Source organism: Paenibacillus sp. JT31N11 (assembly GCF_056269285.1).
Genome location: NZ_JBWDNQ010000010.1, coordinates 121642 through 143967, shown reverse-complemented (window position 1 = coordinate 143967; position 22326 = coordinate 121642). Strand labels below are relative to the sequence as shown.

General features: G+C 55.9%; 13 protein-coding genes. 1 reads left to right on the top strand and 12 read right to left on the bottom strand.

Annotated elements, in window-relative coordinates; translation table 11 throughout:
• The first annotated feature begins 4 nt into the window (after positions 1–4).
• The gene (locus tag AC0YNV_RS28035) at positions 5–1261 is read left to right on the top strand and encodes an MFS transporter (RefSeq protein WP_475770993.1); all 1257 of its coding nucleotides are present in this window, start codon (positions 5–7) and stop codon (positions 1259–1261) included.
• 11 nt (positions 1262–1272) lie between these two features.
• Here the strand turns inward: AC0YNV_RS28035 and AC0YNV_RS28030 are convergent, their stop codons facing one another.
• The 12 genes from AC0YNV_RS28030 to AC0YNV_RS27975 form a co-directional block, all read right to left on the bottom strand.
• The gene (locus tag AC0YNV_RS28030) at positions 1273–4563 is read right to left on the bottom strand and encodes a glycoside hydrolase family 2 TIM barrel-domain containing protein (RefSeq protein WP_475770992.1); all 3291 of its coding nucleotides are present in this window, start codon (positions 4561–4563) and stop codon (positions 1273–1275) included.
• A gap of 169 nt (positions 4564–4732) precedes the next feature.
• Positions 4733–6496 (bottom strand): four-carbon acid sugar kinase family protein, encoded by a 1764-nt coding sequence (locus AC0YNV_RS28025; protein WP_475770991.1) that lies wholly within the window; start codon positions 6494–6496, stop codon positions 4733–4735.
• Between the two features lie 44 nt (positions 6497–6540).
• The gene (locus tag AC0YNV_RS28020; protein WP_475770990.1) at positions 6541–7827 is read right to left on the bottom strand and encodes a ribulose-bisphosphate carboxylase large subunit family protein; all 1287 of its coding nucleotides are present in this window, start codon (positions 7825–7827) and stop codon (positions 6541–6543) included.
• Positions 7820–8500, bottom strand: coding sequence for an aspartate/glutamate racemase family protein (locus tag AC0YNV_RS28015; protein ID WP_475770989.1), 681 nt, complete (start codon positions 8498–8500; stop codon positions 7820–7822). Before AC0YNV_RS28015 ends, AC0YNV_RS28020 begins: the two co-directional genes overlap by 8 nt.
• A 408-nt stretch (positions 8501–8908) precedes the next feature.
• Positions 8909–10639 (bottom strand): glycoside hydrolase family protein, encoded by a 1731-nt coding sequence (locus AC0YNV_RS28010; protein WP_475770988.1) that lies wholly within the window; start codon positions 10637–10639, stop codon positions 8909–8911.
• A 16-nt stretch (positions 10640–10655) separates the two neighbouring features.
• The gene (locus tag AC0YNV_RS28005) at positions 10656–12257 is read right to left on the bottom strand and encodes a response regulator (protein ID WP_475770987.1); all 1602 of its coding nucleotides are present in this window, start codon (positions 12255–12257) and stop codon (positions 10656–10658) included.
• A 21-nt stretch (positions 12258–12278) separates the two neighbouring features.
• The gene (locus AC0YNV_RS28000; RefSeq protein WP_210045215.1) at positions 12279–13097 is read right to left on the bottom strand and encodes a carbohydrate ABC transporter permease; all 819 of its coding nucleotides are present in this window, start codon (positions 13095–13097) and stop codon (positions 12279–12281) included.
• Positions 13097–13966 (bottom strand): carbohydrate ABC transporter permease, encoded by an 870-nt coding sequence (locus tag AC0YNV_RS27995; RefSeq protein WP_475770986.1) that lies wholly within the window; start codon positions 13964–13966, stop codon positions 13097–13099. Before AC0YNV_RS27995 ends, AC0YNV_RS28000 begins: the two co-directional genes overlap by 1 nt.
• A gap of 119 nt (positions 13967–14085) precedes the next feature.
• The gene (locus AC0YNV_RS27990) at positions 14086–15450 is read right to left on the bottom strand and encodes an ABC transporter substrate-binding protein (protein WP_379113622.1); all 1365 of its coding nucleotides are present in this window, start codon (positions 15448–15450) and stop codon (positions 14086–14088) included.
• Between the two features lie 157 nt (positions 15451–15607).
• Positions 15608–17431: a sensor histidine kinase gene (locus tag AC0YNV_RS27985; protein WP_475770985.1), complete on the bottom strand. Its 1824-nt coding sequence runs from the start codon at positions 17429–17431 to the stop codon at positions 15608–15610.
• Positions 17432–17608: 177 nt separating this feature from the next.
• Entirely contained in the window at positions 17609–20356 is a 2748-nt protein-coding gene (locus tag AC0YNV_RS27980) for a family 78 glycoside hydrolase catalytic domain (RefSeq protein WP_475770984.1), read from the bottom strand.
• Between the two features lie 15 nt (positions 20357–20371).
• On the bottom strand, positions 20372–21286 hold the full coding sequence (locus AC0YNV_RS27975) for a nucleoside hydrolase (protein ID WP_475770983.1): 915 nt from the start codon (positions 21284–21286) through the stop codon (positions 20372–20374).
• Positions 21287–22326 lie beyond the last annotated feature (1040 nt).

Here is a 22326-nt window from a genome sequence, read left to right as displayed (position 1 = left end):
CTTCGTGAACTCAGAAGAATCCAGAACACAGCCAGCCAAACGCTGGAACAGCCTGTTGCTGCTGCTTGTTGTTTTTGTCGGCTTCCTGGTCTTCGGTTTCTCGGAGAACAGCAAGGGACCCGCTCTCCCCGGAATGCAGGCGGATTTCGCTCTCGATGAATGGCAAATCGGGCTGCTGCTTTCCTTGAACTCGCTCGGCTATTTGCTGGCCTGCAGCTTTACGATTGTGCTGACGAATAAACTCGGACTGCGCTTTGCGATGCTTCTGGCCTTTGGTTCCATGGCCGTGTCCGGCGTCTTCATGTTTCTCTCCCACAGCTATGCGGCATTGTCCGCCTCTTATTTTCTGATGTATATCGGCAACGGCATACTGGAGATCGGACTTGCTCTCTTAACAGCGCGCATATTCATTAAAAATACCGGCATGATGATGAATCTCTCGCATTTCTTCTACGGTCTCAGCTCGGTGGTGGCTCCACTATTCGCATCCATGCTGATGGGATTGCATCTGTTCGATATGACCTTGAGCTGGGGCGGCATGTATCTGGTCATGATGTCTTTGTCCATCATCCCGATGATACCCGCATTGTTCGCGGCCTTCCCCAGGGACACCGTACCGGTAGAGGATAGAGTCTCCTACGCCTCCTACATGAAAGATCCCGCAGCCTGGCTGGTTGTCGGCATCCTCTCGTTCGGGGTCATCTCGGAGCTTGCCGTCGGCGGCTGGCTGGTTAATTTCCTGGAGAAAGCCTACGACTGGACCCCTACGGCCGCTGCCGGCATGCTGTCCGCCTTCTTTATCTGTTTTACGGCGGCGCGGCTTGTGCTTGGGCCTGTAACCGACAAAATCGGCTTCATACGATCGCTCATCATTTTCTCCGGCAGCTCCGGAATCTGCACCATTGCAGCCATTGCGGCCGGCGAGCCGGGTGCGTTCCTGTTCGCGCTGGCCGGCGCCGGCATCGCCCCGATCTATCCGACAGTTATGGCTTACCTGGCGCGGTACTACTCCCGCAGCAGCGATACGGCCATTACCTTCACCGTCACGATGATGGGCATCGCCAGCATCATTGGCAATCTGCTGATCGGTGGAATCACGGAATGGACCAAGGACCTGTTCACGCAGGAGGACGGCTCCGGCATGGGACTGCTGCGCGGCCTGCAGGCCGGATATCTGTTCATCGCCCTCTGCGCGCTGCTGTGCACGCTGATCAGCGTGCTTCTGTACCGGTATCTGCATAAACGCGGCGGCGCGATTTAAGCGGGGATTATTCAGACTCCGCTTTGATTAGGCAAAGGCCTGATCTGTACCTCGAAGCTCTGCTTGCCCGGCTGAATCAGATAAGCGTCCAGTGTCGGCGCGTAACCGCAGCTGTGGTTGCCGATTCCACTCTGCGCCATATCCAGCTTGACGACCGTCTCATCCAGCTTTGTCAGCAGATGAACATGCCGGATCCGGGTCAGGTCCTCCGTGGAATAATGATGCGCGCTCATATCCAAATAGCCCGGACTGCTGAAGTGCAGGCCGCTCCCCCCGGCACTGGTCAATGCCGCCCAGCGCACCTCGGACTTGTTTCCGTTCTCCTGCGGTTTGATATAGGGGACGAACTGCTCCTCTACCGTGCCTGCATAAAGGCCAAGCTTGCCGCTCTCCTTGCGGTCGGAGTAGCATTCATGCGGTCCTCTGCCAAGCCATGATAACTGATCATACACGCCGGGCATTCTCAGCTCCAGCCCGAACCTTGGAAGCGGCGGTAGCCCTTCCTTCTTCGGCTCAACTGCACCCTCCAGATGAACTTCCCCGCTGCTGAAGAGGGTATAAACGAGCATCGAGTGAAAAGCAGGCGGTTCTCCCCTTGCGCCAACCACGCCTTCAACTTGAATGCGGACCGTCCCGTCTTCCCGGATTTGCACCTCCGTGCCGCGCCCCCACGTAATGAGCCTGTCGTAGCCCGCCTTGACCCATTCTTTTGCCAAGTGAACATCATTATCGACCGGCGCACGCCAGAAATTAAACTTCGGACCAGCCAGCAGCAGCGCATGTCCTTCGTAATCCCATGACTGGATGGAACCATCCAGCTTGCTGAGGCGCCAAGTGAAATTCTCCCCTTCCACTGACACAGACCGGGGAGTTTCGCTGACAGAGAGCAGCCTGTTTGCAGCAGGGGCAGCTGATGAGGCGGATTGCGGCTTATTAGCGCCAGACTGCATGAATACTGAGCCGGATTGCGGCTTCTCGGCGAGCTCGTGTACGGATACTGAGCCGGGTTGCGGCTTAGCATTGGCAGCCTGCACAGATGCAACGCTGAATTGCAACTTTTCGGCGGCTGCCTCGCCGGTTGCGGGGTCAAATTGCGGCCAGCCGGCGGATTCCTTCGCGGTTGCTGTGAGCTCGGCCGCTTTTGGGCCGATGGGCAGGTCCGACCAGGCAATTTCATGTCCCGCCGGTGCCCAGGAAGTATCGCTGCGCAGGGTGAAACGGACATGGAGCCAATATTCAGAAGAGGGGTCGAAGTCGGTGCAAGCCAGGGGGAGAACAGCCTGCTCCTCCGCGCCCGCAGCAGTATGCAGACGGGGAAGCTCGCCTTGTTCCAGGACAACGCCGCTGCGCAGCAGCATCCATTCGCCCTGCAAATGCTCCAGAGTAAGGAAGTCGTACCGGTTGTGAATCAGGATGAGGCCTGCCGCCGCGTCCACTGCTTTGATTTTGACCGGCTCAATGACCTTCTTGTATTCCAGAATGGAAGCCTTCGGACTCCGATCCGGAAACAGCAGCCCGTCCAGGCAGAAGGAGCCGCTGTGCGGCTCATCCCCGAAATCGCCGCCGTAAGCGTACCATTCCTCTCCATTCTCGCCGCTCCGCAAGACCGCCATATCCGTCCACTCCCAGATCAGCCCGCCGATCAGCCGCGGATAGGTGTAGACCGCCTCCCAGTATTCCTTCAAATTGCCGGTTGAATTGCCCATCGCGTGACCGTATTCGCACATGAGAAAAGGACGGCTGTCGCTCTTGCGCCCTTCTTCAATCAATGTCCCGACCGCCGGATACATGGAGCTTACAATGTCGACGACAGGAGCTTCATAAGCGCGCTCATAATGAATCAGCCGGGTGGGATCGTAGGCCCTGATCCATTCCGCCATCGCATCGTGATTCGGCCCGTAGCCGGACTCATTGCCGAGCGACCAGATGATGACGGACGGATGATTTTTGTCACGCTCGACCATCCTTTTGGCACGGCTAATGAAGGCTTCCTTCCATTCCGGCTGCTGCGCCAGGAAGCTTTCATTGCCGATAAAATGAAACCCGTGCGTCTCCAGATCCGTCTCATCGATGGCATAAAGGCCATATTGATCACATAGATCCAGCCACCTTGTGTCGTTGGGATAATGCGAGAGGCGGACGGCGTTCATATTATGCTGCTTCATCAACGCAATATCCTGAATCATCGATTCCTTCGAGGTCACATAACCCCGGCGGGAATCAAACTCATTGCGGTTGACGCCTTTGATGATTACCGATTGTCCATTCACCAGCAGCCTGCCGTCCTTAATCCGGATATCGCGAAAACCGACCGCAATCCGCTTCACTTCCTTCAGCAGTCCGCCAGCATCGAATAAGGATAGCAGCAGGGTATACAGATACGGCGTTTCGGCCGTCCAAGTCCTGGGCGCAGAGACCGGTTCGCTGATCGGGATGATCAGCTCTTTCTCTCCGTCCGGGAACTGAACAGCCTCGCTGCGTGACACGACTGGATGATGTCCGGCGTCAAGCAGTGCCAGCTGCAGCGTCCAGCCGTTTGTGCTATATTCGCTGCCAGCCGCAAGTTCGGCCACATTCAGCCTTATGGTCAGCTCCGCCTCCTCCAGAGATTCATCCAGCCGGGTTTGGACGAAGGCGTCACGAACAGTCACATTAGGCAAAGCAAGCAGGTACACGTCGCGAAATATCCCGCTCAGCCGCCATTTATCCTGTGATTCGAGATAGCTTCCATCGCACCATTGATAGACCTGCACGGCAAGAATATTGTCGCCGGGAACGAGGAAGCGGGTTATATCGAATTCGCTGTGAAAATGGCTTCCCTGGCTGTATCCCGCCGGCTCTCCATTGATCCACAAATGAAAGGCTGAATCCACGCCTTCGAACATAAGACGGATCTTCCTGTCCGCCCAACTGTCTTTCACCCGAAAAGCCGTGCGGTAGCAGCCGACAGGATTATTTGCCGGCACATGCGGGGGATCTACGGGGAACGGGTACGGGCAGCTGCTGTAATGCGGAATCCCCCAGCCATGCATTTGCCAGTTACCCGGCACCGGAATTTCGGACCAGCCGTTATCGGAATAAGTCCGGGCCATAAAATCCTCCGGCGCCATATCAGGAGACTCCGCATAATGAAACCGCCAGTTCCCGTTCAACAATTGAAAATAAGCGGAAGCCTCGCGTTTCCCCTGAAGCGCTGTATCAAGCGACTCATAAGGAATCAAATCCGCATGCGGCTCCACCCTGCCGCGCTGCTGCACGGCCAGATTCGCCCAGTCCGGCAGCGGTTTCTTCGTCATATCCATCCTAAATCCGTCCTTTCATAGCAGAGATGTTCCTCACAACGGTGACAAGCAGACAATCGGCTACCGCCGTCCTCTGCCGGCGAAGCGAGTTTCTTCCGGACTATCAGATAAAGGGCCGATAGCCCCTCCCATACGGGAGGCGTCTAGTCAGCCCTTCATTAAACCGTCATTAACGACCATGCAGAACCTGCTCGAAAAAACGCTCGCCGCCGACCTGACCGCCCTTCAGCACCAGCTCCAGCCCGTCATAGACCGGATCCGCCGAGTAAGCCCGGCACAGCGGCCCGCCCGGCGTCAGCGCGGCCATACATTCAAGAGCGGAGATGTTTAATTCGCGCATGACATAGCCCGAGGTGTCGCCCCCGGCGATCAACAGACGGGTCAATCCCGTTTCGGCGATCAGCCGCTTGGCCAGCACGCCCAGCTCCATTCCGAGCAGGCGGCTGCTCTCCTCGGAGCGAATCCCAAGCTCCGCCAGCGTCTCCCGCAGTTCGCCGATGCTGCCGTCGCTTGGGCCCATAGCGGAGTAAAGCACGACGCTGCCGCCGCCTGCAAGCAGGCTGCGGGCCTCCTCCATCAGCTGTTCCCGCGCCGCTTCAGCCCGTCCGGGATGGATCAGTTCATGCACGGGTACGCGGATTCCGGCAAAACCCGCCCCCAGCGCGTGCTTGATCTGCGTTTCCGTTACAGGCGAGCAGCTGCCCGATACAACGAGCAGCTTGTCGACCGGCTGCGCGCAGTCCTCTCTGGATGCCTGCTCCGGAAGCAGTCCCTCCGTCTTCCAGCATGCGCCAAGCGCGTATTCCACGCCGGAGGAACCGATCACAAAAAGACTTTCATCGGCCGGCAGCCTGCCTGCCTCTTCCCAGATCAGCCTGCCTGCTGTTTCCAGCCGCTGCTCATCCAGCACATCGAAGAGAAGAAGGGCCGGCTGCCCGGCTGCCAGCTTGCACTCCATATTCCCGCGCACTTGCGGCAGCGGACCTTCAAGCTCAGTTATGTCCATCAGCGCTATGGGAAGCTCCGTTTGCCGCTGCAAATGCAGACGAAGATCGGCCTCATCCATCGGTGTTACCGGATGCCGCGACATCGTGGGATGCCGGTCCAGCCGATGGACCGTCCCGCCCCCCGCCGCATAATGATGGCCGAACAAGGTATATCGCTTCAAATAAGGAACGCCTACAAGCAGCGGAATATAACGGCCGCCGAATACCCCGCGTCCGATTTCGGCCGCTTTACCGATGCTCCCGGCATGCGGCGAGGAATCGAAGGTTGAGCAAACCTTGTAATGCACGACGGCTGCTCCCGCAGCTTTCAGCGTCTCGAAGATCGGGTTCAGTTCCCGCTCCATCTCAACCGGCGTGAGCGACCTTCCCACCCCCGCAACGCCAAAAGCATCCATCTTCGCAAAGCGCCCGTCTTTCAGCTGTTCAGACGTGGGCGGTTCCAGAAACAGCACCGCTTCGAGGCCAGCCCGGAACAGCGATTCCAGTACATCCGTCGATCCGGTAAAATCATCGCCATAATAACAGAGAAGCCGGCGGCGCTGTTTCCCGCCGGTATCGATGGACATACCGATTGTCCATGCCTCATGAGGTGTGACCGTCGTCTGCATCCGCGAGGATGCATCCGCAATCCGGGCGTCCCGGGATGGGTCCATAATTCGTGCATCCCGGAGATTGTCTGTCGTGCGCGTTCCCAGAAAGATGTCCTTCGTCTGCGATTCCCCGGTCGCGTCCAATATCCGGACATCCCCGAACTTGTCTGTCGTGCGCGTTCCCAGAAAGGTATCCGTCGTCTGCGATTCCCCGGATATGCCTGTAGTCCTTCTCCCTTGTATTTCCCGCCGTAATTCCTGCGCTTCCAGCTGACTGGTGCGCTCCTGACCACTACGTTGTTTCTGACGCCCATCATGGACCTTCTCTTCGTTCATACGCTCAAGGCCGCCTCCTTGCTGCCGCTGCACCATACTGCTGTTCAGCTTCTTCCGTATTTCTCGATTGCCCGCTTCAGCGCCGGATGCTTCAGCGCATACTCATTCAGTCCGATGCCCTGCACCGCCGCTTCCCAGCCAAGCTTCATGCTCTGGAATCCGGCTGCCGGACCATCGGGATGGGCCAGCATGCCTCCCCCGGCCAGATGCATCACATCAACGGACCGGATCGCTTCATAGGTTGCCGGAGCGCTGCCCGCCCACTGGGCAGAGGAGACGACAGGCATGGTCTCATAGCCACCCAGAAGAGGGGCCGCGCAGGCTTGAATCGAACGGACAACCGACTCATTGCTCTCATAGAACTTGCTGTTTAATCCGTTGACGTGAAGATGATCGGCCCCGGCCAACCGGCACAGCTTCTGGAATGCTGTAAATTCCATCCCCAGAAGCGGCGAGCGGGTCATTAACCCCCACTGATTGCGGTGGCCATGGATCGGCACTTCACTGTAGCTGCTTAGATGCGCCAGGCCCGCAAGCCCGACACTCATGATGCTGACCATGACACAGCTGCCGCCTGCTTCCACCACGACCTCGTGGTGGCGGCGCATCTCCTCGATATCCCCGGTGATGTTAAAGGCATACATCAATTTGCGGCCCGTCTTGTCGGCAGCGCGTTCCACCGCTTCCATGACCGCCTTCACCTTCACTGGGAGCGGAGCATAGGGCGGATTGGCATTCAGCTCATCGTCCTTGATAAAATCCATTCCTGCCAAGGCCATGTCGCCGACAAGCTGCTGCAGGTCCTCCATGGCAAGGCCAATGCTCGGCTTCACAATCGTGCCGAGGATCGGCCTGTCATAGACGCCGGCAAGCCTGCGGGTTCCGGCTATGCCGAATTTCGGCCCCGGATAGCGGTCCGCGAACGCCTGCGGCAGCTCCAGATCCATCAGCCGCAGGCCGGACAGCTCCTGCAGCTCATACAGATTGCCCGCAACCGCCGACATCAGGTTGGGAATCGAAGGCCCGAAGTTATGCAGCGGGAAGGATACGCTGATGAGGCCGCGATTATACCTGCCGTCATGTCCGGCAGGCAGCTTGGCCCCGGGCAGCGACGGCTGAGCGCTCTCGCCCAGCGGCTCTATACGCTCGATTCTTGCTCCATGCAGCTCCTTGAGCCGCGCGGTTTCTCCCGGCACTGCCGTGAAGGTGCCTGTCGACTGCTCGCCTGCGATCACTTCGGCTGCCCGTTCCAGCGAATAAGGCGTCTCGACCAGATAGACTGCCGTGACACGGTCGCTGCTTACATGATGTTCCTTCATATCCTCAGACATGGCGCTCTTCCTCATCCAACCGGTCAAGCACCTCTTTCACCTGCTGGACACCCAGGCGCGGGCTGGATAGCACCGGCTTGCCCGTAGCATCCGTGAGTGACTTCTCCATTCTGGCCATCGAGCCCTGCGCCAGCACCAGCACATCGGCTTCATTGCACACCCGAATGGCGGTTTCAAGCAAAATGCGGTCATGCTCCTCGGGCTGTCCCCCAACCAGAGCATCGAAGGCTCCCTCGGCGAGTCCGCTGATAAGCGTGACGGATCGGCCTGCAAGCTCCGCCTGCTTGCCGATCAGGCGAAGCGTCGGGTCCAGGGTGGAAGGCAGCGTCGCCAGCACCGCAATCCGGTCATAACCTGCGGCGGCAGTTGCCGCCATCGACTCGTCGATTTTGACAATTGGCACTCCGATTAGTTTGCGGGCGTCATCCGCGATTTCACCGACGGATGAGCAGGTGTTCAGAATCACGTCCGCGCCCAGTTCTTCCCCGTTATGATAATACTGCACCAGCCTCCGGGCGACGCCGGGCGGGACATGTCCCGCCTTCACCACATCGCCGATCAGACTGTCGTCGATAATGTTAACCAGCCGGCAATCCGGCAGCATTTCCTTGAAAACCGCCTTCAGCGGCTCGGCCAGACCCTGGCCTGTATAAATAGCTACAACCGTTCTCATCCCTGTCGTTCCCCTCTCCTGATGCAGCGGATTTCCTGCTGCCCGAGTCCGCGCGTGAGGCGGACCTCCGGGCATAACCGGGTTCTGGCCTCTGCGACTCATATTTGTTACAGTCCGGTCCAGAAAGCTTCTGAATTCAGTCGGTATTATCTCAGACGAATCGCCCCAAGCCTGTCGCATCAGGACAGAACACCTGTCGCAGCACCGGGCAATCCGTCCCATTGCAATGGATCATTGCTGCCAGTCTCATCGCATTGAACTATCCGTGACAGCCTCATTGCACTGGACCATTGCTGCCAGTCTCATCGCACTGGACTATCCGACGATTCCTCCATACCGCGGCGTCCCGGTCGGGCCGCATCGCCGGCATCTCCGTCAATAAGCGCCATTATCCTTTGACCAACACCCCTACCAGACAAACTCCCGCTCCAGTCGGCGGTAATCGCCCTCCTTCAGCGGCGCCTCATCGTATACCTTGCGGCCGCTGTAGAAGGGATGCTGGGTTCCCTTCGGCGAAATATTCACGACATCGTCGCCCCGCCAATGCGTCTCGAAGGTTTGGCCAATGGCGTTCTCAATCGTTGTGCGCGAGGACAGCGGGAACGTAACCGTAATCGTCTCGCCGGCCTGCGCGGCCCCCAGCGTTAGAAAATGCTCATTGACCCACATGCTGGAATCGCTGCCGCGGCCGCTGACTGCCTCGTTGCCTTCACGCTCGCGCACATAGCTCACCTTGGCATAACCTGCCCATTCTGGAATCCGTATCTGGAGCCGTGGAAGATCGCGGTGAATATGCAGTACAACCTTTCCCTCATGCGGCAAATAGCTGTCCACATCCAGCCATACCGAGCCGCGGTTCAAGAGAAAATTGACGCTGATTGCACCGTTCTTCTCGGTAATCGTATTGCTCCATCCCATAAACAAGCCGCGCGTTCCGGAGCCGAGGCAGCAAATTTGCAAGTCATTCGTATGCCCCCGGCCATGGCTCACATCGCAGCAGAAATCATTTGGCGCCGAATAGCCGGCGAACGCGCCGCGCGTACGCTGGGCGATATTATGATGCGTAAGCCATCCCGGAACATCGCCGGAACGATCGTCGGCTTCCTTCACCCAATCCATCTCCAGCAGCTGCGACTCGGTCAGGTGGTTGCGGATAAAACGCTCAACCGTTCCCCAATATTTGGTGTAGCCGCTCTTGGCGAGCGTGATGCCCGTTGCGATCAGATCGACCAGCGAGCAGGTCTCATGCTCATAGGCCTGCTCTTTCAGGTCCCCAGGGGTCCATCCAAAAGCCGTGCATTTGGTTAATGCCCATTCATAGCTTTTGTTGACCCAGCTGATCAGCGCGGCATCGCCGGTGAACACGCCAAATCGCGCGATGGCATCCAGCGTGCCAAGACGCGTATGAAAATGTCCGCTGCGATAGGCAAGCGCATCATTAAAGCTTCCGTCCTCGTTGAACACGCCGCTGCGCTGAATAATAAGCGCGGTAAAGTACTGGCACAGCTCAAAGGCATCCTGGTTGCCGGTCAGCTCATGATATTTCAGCAGGGGCATGACAAGCCTGCCGCAGAATGCCGCCGGATCGGGCGCAAGCCGCAGCAGCATGGCGTTTTTGGACGGCCAGCCCTCTTCCTTGTACTCGGATGCCGGATAGTACCACACATCCCGTTCCTTGATCGCGATGCGCTTCAGCGCCGCCACATGCTTATCCGCCACTTCCTTAACCTTGGGATCGCCTGTTTCCATGAACCAGGTGGTGAGGGACAAAATGACGGCTCGCTGATCGATCAGATTGGCATTGGGCTCCCAGTTTCCATTGGGATTCACCTGCCTGTAGCTGAGGCCGTCCTCATGGAAGAAAGAGAGAAAATTAGCGCGGTACTGCGCCTCCTGTTCTGCGCCAATCGTCTCGCCGGACATATGCCGGGCCAGAATAAATCCATCGATCATGCGGCCGTGGGAGGATCCGTAATCCCAATCCCCGTGTGTCAGGTTGGCAGGATCGGTCATTAGATTGGCGGCAAAAAAAGGTATGCCGTTAAAGTCCTCGTCCGCCATTCCCATAATGGCATTCAGGGCATGGCCGGCGCGTTCCTCCAGCATCAGCGTATCCGGTATTTGGCGTGTTTTCATCATTGCTGCCTCCTTGTCGTTAATGTGAACCCGAGTGGCGGTAATCGCCAATGGTTTTGCCCGTCTTCTTCTTGAAGATCTGGCTGAAATAGCGGTAATCCTCGTAGCCGACCAGCTGTGCGATTTCATAGTTTTTGTAGCCGGGGATTTGCAGCAGCTCGATCGATTTGCGGATACGGGTATCCGTGAGATAGTCGACAAAATTGCTGCCTGTCGTTTTCTTGAACAGCCTGCTCAAATAATCCGGGTTCAGGTAGCGGCTCTCGGCAATCTGCTGCAGTGAAAGCGTCTGGTCATAATGGGTCTGAATCAGCCTCTCCACCTCGCGGACAATCTTCTCTCCCTGGTTGTCGCCCTGCTGCTCATAATAATGCAGTACCGCCGGTATAATCTCCCGGGTGAACACGGCTTTCACCGATGCAGCGTCATTGCGGCTTTGGAACAATTCGGACAACGCAAGCGAAAAGCTGCCGCACAGCTCAGCCAGGCTCTTCTCCGCCGTTTGCAGCTGCTTCTCAATGGAATGAATCAGAATGGATGCTCCACGCTGCAGCTGCCCGACCGTCATTTCCGGTCCAGACAAGGCGGCGAAAAGCTTCTCGAATTCCTGCCGGGCGGCTTCTCCATTGCCGATCTGCAGCGCGAGGAGAAAGCTCTGCTCCAGGTGATGCGGGTAAACGAAGGCCCGGGCAGCTGCGGTCTCCCGCGCCGGGAGCACAACGCCGCAATCGCCAAGCCTTTTGTCCGCCAGCGCTTTTCGCGCCTGCAGGTAAGCCTGCCGAAGCTGCTGCGGACGGTCCGCCTTCCCGCTGACGCCGAAGCTTACGCTGATTCCGCAGGCTTGCTTCAGCCTGCTCTGCACATCCGCAAGCAGCACAGACAGCTCCGGCTGAGACAGCCGGCCGGCGGCTATTGTGGCCACGAGCTCCCCGCTTCCTCCCGCAGACCGGGTCAGGGCAAAGGCCCACTGGCCGCCGAAGAAGAAAGCGCGCGATTGAGCAAGCTTTTCCTCCATACAGGCAAGAAGACGCTGCGGATCAGTGTTATCATCCGTATAGCGGTCCGGCTTGCCCACCCAAACGGCAAATTCCCCTTCCCTCCAGCAGGCGGGAATCCCCTCATCCGTCTCTTCCTCTCTGGCTTGCTCCTGTGCGGCTGTCGCATCCTCATGGAACAGCGCCTGCGACAGCCAGGTTTCAAGCTGCCCGTCTGTTGCCCTGCGCTGCATCTGCTCCTGCCGGTCAAGCTGCTCCAGCTGCGCCAGAGCCTTCTCCAGCACGCCAGCAAGCTCATCCTTCTTCACCGGCTTCAGCAAATAATCAAAGGCGTTGTGGCGGATCGCTTCTTTGGTATATTCAAAATCCGAATAGCCGCTGACCACGATCGTGAGCAGCCTGGGCAGGGCGCGGCTCAGCATGCCAAGCAGCTCTTTGCCGTCCAATCCCGGCATCCGCATATCCAGAAACAGGAAGTCAGGCGCAAGCTCAAGCGCCATCTGATAGGCATCCTCGCCATCGCCCGCCTCTCCGGCCAGTTCAAGACCCAGCCGCTCCCAAGGGATGGACTGGATCAGGCCCCGGCGAATCCAGCGTTCGTCATCCACAACCATTACACTGCGCATCTCCTGCTCCTCCCTTGGCGGCTAGCCTTTCAATGACCCGGCTGTCAGTCCGTCGATAATAAAACGCTGCAGCAGCAAATAAATAATCAGCACCGGCGCAACGACGATGACCATAAAAGCAAACACAATGCCCCAGTTCGTGCTGTATAAGGAGACAAAGTTGTATATTTGAAGGACGATCGTCCACTTGGTGCTGTCCGTTACGAGATAGAACGGCCCGAAGAAATCATTCCACACCGAGACCATGACCACGATGGTGACCGTGACCAGAATCGTTACCAGCAGCGGCAGGATGATTTGGAAATAAAGCCGGAAAAATCCGCAGCCCTCCAGGAGAGCCGCCTCATCCAGCTCCCGGGGAATCGACTTCATGAAGCCGACCAGCAGAAACACAGAGAAGGGCAGCAGGACAGCCGTGTAATACATAATGATGCTGAAATACGTGCCTTTGATATGCAAATCGCCCATCAGTTTGATGGTCGGGATGATCGATACCGGGACGATGAGGCCCATAATAAAAGCGTAATAGACGCCCTGCAGAAATCGGCTGTTGCGCCGCTGAATCACAAACGCCGCCATCGAAGCGCACAGGTTCACGCAGACAATGACGAGACCGGAGATCAGCACGCTGTTCTTGAAGCCCCGCAGAATATTCGCCTGATCATAGACATCCGCATAGTTCTTAAACACCCATTTGCCCGGCAGGTTAAAGCCAAACAGCGCGGACTCGCGGATATCCTTGACCGAATTGATCAGAATCATAATAAAGGGAAGCAAAATAACAAGCGCCAGCAGGATGGCCACAACCTCAAGCGCGATCAGCCTTCCGCTTCTTTGCATCACAGTTCAACCTCCCTTTTCTTCATCGCCATCAGCACGGGAACACCGATCGCGGTTACGAGGACGAACAGCAGAAGATTAGCCGCCGTTGCCGATCCCAATTCACCGAGACTGAACATTCTGCGGATATACGTGTTGAATACCTCCGTCGAGTAGCCCGGACCGCCGTCCGTGAGCACCATCACCATCTCGAACACCTTCATGGAACCGATCAGCGACAGCAGCACATTCACCGTAAACGCAGGCGCCAGCAGCGGAAATACAATATGCCGGAAGCGGCTCCAGTAGTTGGCCCCGTCAATCGAGGCCGATTCGGTCAGATCCTTCGGAATAAACTGCAAACCGGCCAGATATACCACCATCGAGAACCCGGCAACTCGCCACAGATCGGTGGCAACAACGGAGAACAAGGCATATTTGGGATCATTAAGCCAATCCTGCATGAGGAAATCCAGGCCAACCGCATCCAGTATCTGATTGACGATCCCATGCTCCGGGTGGTAAATCGCGCGGAAAATATATCCGATAATAAGCGGCGCAATCACATACGGCATGAAAAATACCATCCGCAGCAGATTGCGCAAAGCCAGCTTCTCGTTCATGACAAGTGCCAGCGCGATGCCCAGCACATTCTGCAGCACCGTCACCGCAGCCGCAAATATAAGCGTATTGAGCAGCGCCGTCTTCAGCCGGGGCTCATGAAACAGCGCCGTGTAGTTGTCAAAGCCGATGAACTTGATCGTATCCGCATTGATATTCCAATCGGTAAAGCTGTAATACACGCCTGACAGAGTAGGCACGATAAAGAAAATCAGAAAGATGACAAGCGCCGGATAAACAAAATAAAGCGGGTATTTGCGTCTCTCCATGCCACCCCCTCCTTTGCTTTCATTAGGCTGAGGCTGACTTGGGCTTGCACAGCTGTCGGCCCAAGTCGCCTTCTGTTCCTTTTATGTTTGGGGGACGTTAATTTGCTCTAGGGTGAAGCTTATTCGAAGCCTGCCAGACGTTTGGCTTTGCCATCCTTCTGATAGTTGTCGGAGAACTCATTGATCGCTGCGTCCACATCGCCGCTCAGGAAGAAATTTTGCAGCGTTTTGGCGAAATCACCGAAGGAGGCGGTCAGACGGTTCTGTACATTCACCTTCGATTTTCCGTCATCGATAAACTTTTGCACCGTTTCCTGCACCGGGTACAAGACGCTTGTCGCATCCTTGAAGATCGGAATGCCCGGGTGGTTCGCATAGAACATATTGACGCTATCCTTCTCAATCATGAACTTCACCAGATCCACAGCCGCATCGTAATGCTTGGACTTCGTCGGAACCATCAGCTGGTTCGGAGGCGTAATCATGGCGGTGCCTTCATCCGTATCCGAAGGGAACGGGAAGAAGCCCAATTTGTCCGTAACGAACTCTTTGCCGAATTTCTTTTCCATTTGAGGCACAATGCCGTCAAGCATGAACGCCATCGCAACCTTGCCGTCGCCCATTTCATTCTGCAGCTCATCGTAGGTGCCCGCCATGACATTCTTCTGGAACAGATCCAGATCCTTCAATTCCTTCTGTTTCTCGAACAGCGTCTTCAGCTCGGGAATTTCATTCAGCTTAAGCGCATTGGCGTTCAGCTTGTTGACACCCTCGTCGCCAACGGCCGGATCTACATCCGACACCCAGCCTGTAAAATAAAAGACCTGCGACGGCCAGCCGTCTTTGACCCCTTCATAGAAAGGCGTAATGCCCGCCGCTTTGATTTTCTTGGCGATTTCAATCAGATCGGCGTAATTCTTCGGCGGCGCAACGCCCACTTTGGCAAAAACATCTTTATTGTAAAATACACCCATCATGCCGGTATTGCCGAACGGCACGCCGTAAACCTTGCCATTCGTATCCGTCTGGAACTCCTTGATCGACTCGATAACGTTATCCCACACGCCCGCTTCGCCCGACCAGTCCTTCAAGGTCTCGTCAGCTCTGAGCTTGACATACTGCTTCGTTCCCGGCTGCATGAGAAACAGATCGGGGAAGTCGCCGGTGGAGAATCGCGTCTTGATCAGATTGTCATAATCGCCTCCGGGCAGGGCCTGCAGCTCCACCTTGTTGCCGGTCTTCTGCTCGTAAGCCTCGAAGATCTTCGTATACGGTACCGTATCCTCTGTGTTGGAGATTACAAAGGACAGCGTAACCGGATCCTTCGCCTTCTCTCCTTCATCCGCTCCTGCCGCATTGTTTGCCGGTGCGTTGGAAGCGTTTGCCGAATTGCCATTGTTTTGCTGGTTGTTATTGCTGCTTCCGCAAGCGGCCAGCGACAAGACAACAAGGCAAATCGTCAATAATGCTGCTGCAGTCTTCATTTTTCTCAATTTGGACACCCTCTCGATAGTTGAGATCGCTTACATCCTCATTATAAGGAAGCGCTTTCCCCCGCCCTATCCACGATTTTGACCCAAAATGTTGAATATTCTTACCTTTGCCGGAGGCCGGCAGCTGTTTATTTCCCCGATGCCTCCGTCAAGCCTCGGGGAATAACAGAGTAATCGTTGTTCCTGTCCCCTTCCTGCTTTCGATCGAGAACTCGAAAAGAGCGCCATAACGGATCGCATATCTGGCGTATACATTGCCGATTCCGATTCCTCCTTCAGCCGCCGAGGCTGTGAACGGCTCCTGATGAAGCGGGTAGTCCAGCCTGGTGCGAAGCTCGCCCAGCCGCTTCTCGGATATGCCGACTCCGTCGTCGCTGACCGTGAGGCGGAGCCGCTCCCCCGCAGCTGCTGCACAGATGCGGATGGTGCCTTTGCCCCGCTTGCGCTCGATGCCGTGGAAGACGGCATTTTCCACCAGCGGCTGCAGGGTCATTTTTAGCAGGGGGAAACGGTATGCATCCTCTTCGATATCCAGCTCGTAAGCAATCTTGTCCTCGAAGCGGATACCCTGGATTTTCATATAGGCGTCAATCTGCACCAGCTCCTCCTGGAGCGTGACGATTTCGTCGCCGGTTTTCGTGTTGTAGCGGAACATATCCGCGAGCGCCTGGGCCATCTCGCCGATATCATTGACTTTATAGTAATCGGACATGGCCCGAATGCTGTCCAGCGTGTTATACAGGAAGTGGGGATTGATCTGCGAATAGAGCATGGCCAGCTCCACTTCCTGAAGCTTGATCTGGTTCATGTATTTGGTTTCAATCAGATGCTGCAGCTCATCCTGCATCGCGTTGAAATTGCTGGCGATTCTGCCGATTTCGTCATTGCGCCCCACCTCCAGACGGATGGAGAAGTCCCCTCTCTTGATCCGGTTTACGGTTTTGTAGACGTTCAGGATCGGCCTTGTTATGCTGCGTCCGAACAGCAGCGAGATCAGAAAGGTAACGACAAATGCGATAATGGCGGTAGCGATAACGGTTGTCTTGATCCGGTTGAGCGGACCGGTAATGTCACTGCGCGGCATGACCAGCACGGCTTTCCAGTCCGAGTAGGCCGAACGGGTGTACGAGACGAGCATGTCGTCCTTGCCGTTTTTTTTATACCAGAACTTCCCCGTATCATCGTTCATCCGGCTGAGAAGAGCGGTATCGGACTCATATTGCGAGCTGTCAGCCGAGGCGTACACGAGCTTGTTATTTTCATCCAGAATCAGAATGCTGCTGTGCGGCGAAAGCCCGTCATTCTGCCCGATACTGCTGAACAGATCAGCGGCATATTCCACACGGACCACAATGAACCGGTCGGGATTGGAGAAGTCGCGAATGAGAATGGATGAAGAGTATGCAGTTTGCTTGGCGGCGCCCGGCGCGCTGTCTCCGACCTCTCCGCTGAAGAACACCTCTCCGTCCTTCATCACGGTGCGCAGATACCATTCCGAATTCCGCACCTGTGCGGCGCTTTCCGGCTTGAAATCATCCGAAGCTCCCATCAGCTCGCCCCCGCTGTAATAGATCTGGAAGCGGATGAAATCGCGGATCGGCGTAATGTTAAAGCTCTTGAGGAATAAATTGCCCAGCTCCTGGCGGAAAAGAAACTTGTTTTCCTCGCTCATTTCCCTGTAGGCGTTAATGCCGTCGATGTATTCCTGCGTGTAATAAGGAGCCAGCAATATATTGCGTTTGCTGTGAAAATCATTATCCATATTGTTCTCGATTTGGCGAATAATCTGCAGACTGGCCGACTCCACCCGCTCCGCCATCGTTTGATAGGAGATATAGAAGGACACCGCGCCCACCAGGGCAATACATAATAAAATGATGACAAAATAACTAAGCAGCAGGCGCGTGCGGAGCCGGGAAAAGAAGGGGCGGATTCGACCCGACAGCCACCGTTCCCGCTTTAGATTCAGCATGGGGGGAAGCCTCCTTCAAGAAAAGAAACCGCTGTCACAACGATCTGGAAGAAACGGCTGTCGCCGTCCTCTCAAACTTATACATTCCGAAAAAAACAGCCAGAGCCCAAACAGGCGGCGCAGCTTACGCTTGCGATCCTCTTTATAAGACTCTGGCTTGTTTCAAACTATTCTGCCTTAAATGCTGTTCAGCTCGCTTAAAAAAGTAAATTGTCCCGAGCCGATATGATATTCCGAGCCGGTTTCGGATTCGGCTACAAGCTCGCATCCAACCAGACTGTTGCTTACGGCATCCGGTCCGCGGTCTGCCGTTGCCAGTCCAAGCGCTTGTCCGCCAAGCGCCGGTGCGCCAATGGCATCGGGAGCGTCCACCAGACGGATATTGCGGCCCGGCACATGAACGGAAGCCGTTGTGTTGGCTGGTATCCGCACGGACAAGCGGAAATGCCCTTCCTCGTTCAAATGCCATTCTGTCGCCACTGTACCGTACAGGGATTCGTATTGGGCATTGACCCGGGTCAGCTTCCCGCCCGGCTGCGGACGTATGATCGTGTGGCGGAAGGCCGGCCTACCGGGATCGGCTTCAATGCCGCCCATATACCGGAACATCCACTCGCCGACGGAGCCAAGCGAATAATGGTTGAACGAATTCATCTCCGGCGTCTGGAATCCGCTCTCCTCCGTCCATCCGTCCCAGCGCTCCCAAATCGTCGTTGCGCCATGCTTGATGGAATACATCCAGGATGGAAAAGCTTCCTGCTGCAGCAGCGTATAGGCCGTATCCAGCTGTCCGTTATCCGTCAATGCCGGCAGCAGGTAACCGACTCCGAGGAAGCCCGTCGACAGACGGTCGCCGTTGCTCCGGATATTATCAACCAGATGGCGGACCGCCTTCTGCCGCAGCTCCTCCGTCAGCAGGCCAAACTGCAGCGCCAGCACGTATACCGTCTGCGTTTCGCCGTGAATGCGGCCTTCCTCATCCACGAATGCGCCGCGGAAGGCTTCGCCGATATCCGCGAAAAGCGAGCTGTAGCGTCTCTCGTCCCCGTGCTTGCCAAGCACGCCGGCAATGTTCGCAAGCAGTCTGGTACTATACGCGAAGTAAGCCGTAGCCAGCACCTCGTTCGGCGTGTCCGCCTTGATCGAGAGCCAATCGCCGTAATTCGCATAATCCGGCCGGATCAGGTTATCCGTGCTCTGGCGCAAATATTCCACCCAGCGCACCATGGCGTCATAGTGGGTTTCCAGAATGCGGACATCCCCGTACATCAGATAAAGCGTCCATGGAATAACGACTCCGGCGTCTCCCCAACCGGCATTATCCGGCGCAAACCAGTTCAGGCGGGTATTCCACATTTTGTGGCGGATCCAGCCCGCATCCGGAGCGACATCCGTAAATGCGCCCGACGGCTGCTGGGAATCGATCATATCCCCGATAAACTTGGTGAAAAAGCGCGAGACGTCCATATTGTACGAAGCCGTCCGGGCAAAAATCTGGGCATCGCCCGTCCAGCCCAACCGCTCGTCGCGCTGCGGACAATCCGTCGGCACCGACAGGAAGTTGCCGCGCTGGCCCCAGGTAATATTGGAATATAATTTATTGATCATAGGGTCTGACGTCTCCAGACGTCCATTCTCCGGAGTATCGGAATGGATGACTTTCCCGATAATCGTATCATCCCCAGGCTCTCCGGGATAACCGATCAGCTCTACATAGCGGAAGCCGTGAAAAGTAAAGTGCGGCTCATAACGCTCTTCGCCTTCTCCTTTGAGAATATAATGATCCTGCTGCACCGCCACGCGAAGGTTATCCAGATACAAGGTTCCATCCGGATTCAGCATCTCGGCATGGCTGAGCGTGATTTTCGTGCCCCGTTTGCCCTTCACCTTCACTTCTGTCCAGCCGACCATATTCTGACCCATATCATAAATGTAAGTACCGGCTGCCGTTTTGCAGATATCAACCGGCTTGATCGTCTTGGTGATCCGAATGGGAGGTTCTACAGCCGATACGAGCAGTCCATTGTAGCCGGAGCGCACATCCGGCTGCTCCCACATCGCATCGTTATAATCCGCATAGCTCCAGCCCTGCAGCTCTTGGCGGGCATCGTAGGTTTCACCTTTGATCATATCGGAGTAGGCAATGGGACCACTCGAGGTTTTCCAGGTGCCGTCCGTTACGATGCTCTCCCGGGTGCCGTCTTCATATTCAATATTAATTTGCAGCAGGCCAAAAGGGCGCTCGCCGTAAACATGCTTGCCCAGAAAGCCAACCGTGCCGGCATACCAGCCGTCTCCGAGAATGACGCCTGCGGCATTGGGACCTTCCTCAAGCAGATGAGTGACGTCATAGGTCTGAACCTGAACGCGGGTATCGTAATCTGTCCAGCCCGGCGCGAACAGCGAGCTGACGCGTTCCCCGTTGATGAACAGCTCGTATACGCCAAGCGCTGTCGCATAGGCGGATGCGCGGCGCACCTTGCCCCGCAGCGTAAAGGTTTTGCGCAAATAGGGCGAAGGCTGGAACTCCAGATCAGGCTGCGCTTTGCGGCCGATCCATTTGGCTTTCCAGGCATCACGCGACAGCAGGCCCATCGTCCAGAAGGAGATTACGCTCCACTCTGAAGGCTGATCCTTGCCGTCCCAAACGCGGACCTTCCAGTAATAACGGCCTTCCTCCTGAAGCGGCTTGCCTTTGTAGACAATATGGATAGATTCGCTGGAGGCCACCTTGCCGCTGTCCCACATCGTACCCTGATCCTGATTCAGGCTATCTTCCGATTCGGCGACCAGCACCTGATAAGCGCTTTGAACCGTGGCATTCTGAGTGGCGGCTACGCGCCAGAACAGGCGCGGCTCCAGAACATCAAGCCCAAGAGGGTTGGTGGCATATTCCGTTTTGCAAACTGTAACCCGAATGGGCATAATAGAAAGTCCTCCTTAAGCGTTCAGCTTGTTGTACCGATGAAACAATTCCAGCTTGGCATACAGATCCTCAAGGGTGAAGCGGGCATCCACATAACGGTAGACACGAATGTCTCTGCCGCCATGACCGAATTCATAACGCATATTCGGCAGGATATACGGTGCTTCACGCAGATCATATTCGAAGGCATGATCATCCAACAGCAGCGACACAGCAGGGGAATCGCCCAGCATCCACATCTCGCCTTTGGGCCAGGAGGGTTTGTCTCCCCACTTCATATTAAACTCTACCAGCTGCTGAAACAAATAAGCGCCTAATTCTCCATGCGGCATGACCTTCACGGCAAGCTCCGCCAGACTGACACGGATCATGGAATAAACATTTTTCGGCACCTGCCACAGCGGGATCGGCGATCGGAAAACCACATTGGCCGCCGCAATATCATTGCCCAAATTAAATTCATCCGATCCCTCGGGATAGACGCCCCCTCCAATCCACACCGCAGTCAGTCGCCCGGCAATCTGCGGCTCCTGGAGGTAGGCAGAGGCCATATCGGTCAGTGGGCCCAGAAAAATCACAAACAGCGGAGCGGGATCATCCTTCATGGCCTCCCGTATGATCAGCTCGGAGCCTTCGGAGGGAAGCGCTGTCACTTCATCCGGGAGAGCGGCTTCCGCCCCTTTGTACACGCCGACTTGCTGCTCCATTTGCATGATCTTCAGCATCTTCTGAATCTCCCCATAGGAATCCTCCATGGAGGTTGCGCTCCGGGTGCCGAAATGCGCGCCAATCAGGCCGGCAATCCGGAATCTCGGCGTCAGCAGCGCATGGGCTATCGCGTATTGGTCATCGGCTTCATTGTAAGCATCGGTATTGACGATCAGGCGGATTTTCTTGGACTCCGGAACCTCGTACGGAAAGTTCATCATGATCCATTCCCCTCTTCACAATTCTGGCCTTCAATTGGAAAATTCATAAGGACAGCAATAACAAACAAATGTCTTAACAGTAGCAATACTTATGGAAAACCAGGGAATAAAAAACATAGCTGCGCATACGGAAGCTTCTTACAAAATCCGCATGTGCTGCAAGCAGGTGAATAGCTTGTCACCTGTCGGTGATCACTGTTGTCCCCAGATTTCCTTGAATGTATGAATCCTCTAATGGTGGATATCCCGTGGACAAACGAACACTTCGTTTCTCCAGAATGCTTCCGCCCGCTCCGCTTTTTAATCATTGTAAAAATCAACATCAAAATCAAACGTTGGACAATATCGACGTTCAGAACTTGGATGAGGGGTACTGTCTGCAATGACAGTAGTCGCAAAGCTCAAATTGCTGCTCTAATAAGGAATATCCTTCTTATGTGCACCTCAGCCCTCGGGTATCCCGTGTAAGAAGAAAAAACCTTACTGCATCTGGCATATAGTGCTTGAAAGATGCAAAAGGCTGCTCCAGCAAGGAAAATCCTCCTTGCAGCCACTGTACCTCTGCAATCTCCACCGCAAGAAGTAAAAACCGTGTTGTGGCGAATACTCCCCACTATTATCCAAGCTTGCTCGCTTGAGTGGATTCTCCAGCAGATCGGGACTTCATCCCGATCTGCGCTTACCCGACTTACCGGGCAAACAGCTGGCTTCGTATCGCATTCAAGAATACAAGCTAATAAATCATCTAGACAAAAGCTATTTTTCTCCACCACAGTGTGGTGCGCCGCCTCGGCTTGCTTCTTCGGCCGTCAGTACGCCAACTACTGCGGCATTTCAACGTTTACCGGCCACTTACTCAGCCTCCAGAAGGCGCTTCAACGTTCTAGCATGTTTTTGCGGCTGCCAGCATACCTCTTACTGCGGCAGTCCGCCGCTACGGCTTGTTTCTTCAGCTGCCAGCAGGCCAGCCAGTGGGGCGGCAGGCCGCTACGCACTACGGTCTGCTTCTTCGGCTGCCAGCGCTCCAGCTACCGCTGAAG

What these genes read in the sequence shown, in the direction of transcription:
- AC0YNV_RS28030 (WP_475770992.1), bottom strand. Translation starts at nt 4,563, where the DNA reads ATGGATATGACGAAGAAACCGCTGCCGGACTGGGCGAATCTGGCCGTG.
- AC0YNV_RS28025 (WP_475770991.1), bottom strand. Translation starts at nt 6,496, where the DNA reads ATGAACGAAGAGAAGGTCCATGATGGGCGTCAGAAACAACGTAGTGGT.
- AC0YNV_RS28020 (WP_475770990.1), bottom strand. Translation starts at nt 7,827, where the DNA reads ATGTCTGAGGATATGAAGGAACATCATGTAAGCAGCGACCGTGTCACG.
- AC0YNV_RS28015 (WP_475770989.1), bottom strand. Translation starts at nt 8,500, where the DNA reads ATGAGAACGGTTGTAGCTATTTATACAGGCCAGGGTCTGGCCGAGCCG.
- AC0YNV_RS28010 (WP_475770988.1), bottom strand. Translation starts at nt 10,639, where the DNA reads ATGATGAAAACACGCCAAATACCGGATACGCTGATGCTGGAGGAACGC.
- AC0YNV_RS28005 (WP_475770987.1), bottom strand. Translation starts at nt 12,257, where the DNA reads ATGCGCAGTGTAATGGTTGTGGATGACGAACGCTGGATTCGCCGGGGC.
- AC0YNV_RS28000 (WP_210045215.1), bottom strand. Translation starts at nt 13,097, where the DNA reads ATGCAAAGAAGCGGAAGGCTGATCGCGCTTGAGGTTGTGGCCATCCTG.
- AC0YNV_RS27995 (WP_475770986.1), bottom strand. Translation starts at nt 13,966, where the DNA reads ATGGAGAGACGCAAATACCCGCTTTATTTTGTTTATCCGGCGCTTGTC.
- AC0YNV_RS27990 (WP_379113622.1), bottom strand. Translation starts at nt 15,450, where the DNA reads ATGAAGACTGCAGCAGCATTATTGACGATTTGCCTTGTTGTCTTGTCG.
- AC0YNV_RS27985 (WP_475770985.1), bottom strand. Translation starts at nt 17,431, where the DNA reads ATGCTGAATCTAAAGCGGGAACGGTGGCTGTCGGGTCGAATCCGCCCC.
- AC0YNV_RS27980 (WP_475770984.1), bottom strand. Translation starts at nt 20,356, where the DNA reads ATGCCCATTCGGGTTACAGTTTGCAAAACGGAATATGCCACCAACCCT.
- AC0YNV_RS27975 (WP_475770983.1), bottom strand. Translation starts at nt 21,286, where the DNA reads ATGATGAACTTTCCGTACGAGGTTCCGGAGTCCAAGAAAATCCGCCTG.